Genomic DNA, 2,243 nt, shown 5'->3' with positions numbered 1-2,243 from the left:
TGTCAAGGGGAACCCAATTTTCCCCAGTTGTGGGAATCGAAAATTCCCCACCCCGTTCATGCTTCAGCCTCTTCCGGACGGACGAGGCCAGCCTTTAGCTTCTCCTTCAGACGATACGAATTACCTCGGATATTCAACGTGACAGCGTGATGCAATAAGCGGTCTAGGATTGCTGTCGCGATGACGCGATCGCCGAAGACCTCGCCCCACGCCGCAAAGCTCTGGTTGCTGGTGAGGACCATGGGACCGCGCTCGTAGCGCTTGCTGATCAACTGGAAGAATAAGTTGGCGCCCAACCTGTCGATCGGCAAATATCCGATCTCGTCGATGATCAGCAGACGCGGTGTAGTGTAGACCTTCAGTTTTTCGTCGAGGCGCCCCTCGCCATGCGCTCGGCTGAGCGCCGCGATTAGGTTGGCCGCCGTTGTGAACAAGACCCGGTAGCCGGCCTCAATCGCCTTCATCCCCAAGGCCACAGCCAGATGAGTCTTGCCGACGCCTGGCGGCCCGAGAACCAGCACATTGTCGCCGTGCTCGATGTAGTGGCAGCTCGTCAGCGTCTGAACTTGTTTCTTGTCGATCGATGGTTGGTAGGTGAAGTCGAAGGTCTCGATTGGCTTGACGAAGGGGAAGCGCGCCATGGCCGTGCGCATGGCGACGTTCTTGCTCGTCTTGGCCGCCACTTCCTCCGCCAGCACCAGTTCGAGGAAATCGGCATAGGCCAGCTCCTCAGATGCCGCCTGCTGCAGCAAGGCTTCGAGCCGCTCGCGGCTCTTGAACAGGCGCAGCTTATGCAGGTACTCGGCGAGACGTTCAAGTTGTGCGGGATTCATAGGACCTCCAGCAGCTGTTCGTAGACATGGAGATCCCGTACTTCCACCTGCTCGACGACCGGTATCGTGGAGGTTGGTTCTGGCTCAGGGTAACGCTGGCGGGCATTGCGGGCAGCTGCACCTGGCCCATGATCGGACTGCACGCTGAGTTGATCCCTGCCGCTCAGGATGGCGTGCTCGGCCACCACCTTGCCGCCATGCTGAATCTGCCATACGCCGCCGACACGCACAATCTGCACCGTTCGCCCGACCAGCCGACACGGCACTGAATAACGGTTCGTATCGATGGTCACCAGCCAGTCTTCGGCGACGACCCGCTCGCGCACCACGGCGTCGAGGAAGCTGGCCTGGCGGGTCGTTGGCACCAGACATGGCGCCTCGTCCGCGAAGCGGTCGATAGGCCGCTGGTGGGTCGTTCCATGCGTGCGCAAGTCGGCCACCTCGACGCTCCAGGTGAGCAGCTGATCATTGACGTCGGCCAGATCGCGAAAGACGCGGCCGGGCATGAAGTTGCGCTTGACATACTTCACGCCCGATTCGACCTTGCCCTTGGTTTGCGCGCGGTAGGGTTTGCACAGACGCGGCTCGAAGCCCCAGTATTTGGCGAACGCGTCGAACTTGGCATTCCACTTCGGTTTGCCATCCTCAGTTCCCAGCACCACCGTGCGCATGCGGTCGTACAGCAGCTCGGCGCAGTGACCACCGAAATGGGCAAAGGCGTGCTCATGTGCAGCGAACAGCGACGCCAGTTGTTCGTCGGCGAATGCTTCCACGTAGGCGCGTCGCGAGTAGCCCAGGGTCATGACGAAGAAGTGGATCGTCGCTGTGGTGTCGCCCAGCTTCACCTTGGTCTGTCCCCAGTCAATCTGCGCCTGCTGTCCGGGCGCTGTCTCGAACCGGCGCTGCGTCAGCGCGGCCAAGGTTGACTCGGCGCGCAGCGGCCGCACGGCGAGCTTCACGCTGTCGTAGCCGCCTTGGTAGCCACGCGTGGCCTTGAGTTCCTGAAACAGAATGCGGGCCGAATAATTGACCTGCCCGGCGCGCGTCGCCAGCCAGTCGTGGTGCGCGTCGAGCACGGTGCTGGCCGCCGCCGGACGCTGGTACGGCACCCATGCCTCCTGTCGCATCCAGTAACGGACTGTCTTGCGATCCAACTCCAGCAGTCGCGCCATCGCAGATACCGTGCTGCCGCCGGCGTGCAGACGGCGAATTTCCTCCCACCGTTCCTTGTTAAGCACTTGAGCCTCCGTGTCAGTTCGCGACACGGATAAGTTAGCGCAGCCGCTAGCGGCTACCGGCTCGATTGCCGTATTTCCTTCCAGATCCAACCCTTCCATTTTTGAGCTCCTTCAAAAATGGGTGGGGAAAATTCAATTCCCACAGGTGGGGATTATTGGGTTCCCACTGACA

2 protein-coding genes are annotated in these 2,243 nt (G+C 60.9%); both read right to left on the bottom strand.

The genetic code is table 11. From position 1 onward, the window contains the following. Positions 1–56: 56 nt before the first annotated feature. Entirely contained in the window at positions 57–833 is a 777-nt protein-coding gene (gene istB, locus AC1RMD_RS31165; protein WP_492932739.1) for an IS21-like element helper ATPase IstB, read from the bottom strand. Next, positions 830–2,071: an IS21 family transposase gene (gene istA / locus AC1RMD_RS31160; RefSeq protein WP_492932737.1), complete on the bottom strand. Its 1,242-nt coding sequence runs from the start codon at positions 2,069–2,071 to the stop codon at positions 830–832. Before istA ends, istB begins: the two co-directional genes overlap by 4 nt. Positions 2,072–2,243 lie beyond the last annotated feature (172 nt).

Source organism: Duganella sp. GW822-FHT06D06 (genome assembly GCF_058799615.1).
This window is presented reverse-complemented; position numbering and strand designations above follow the sequence as displayed.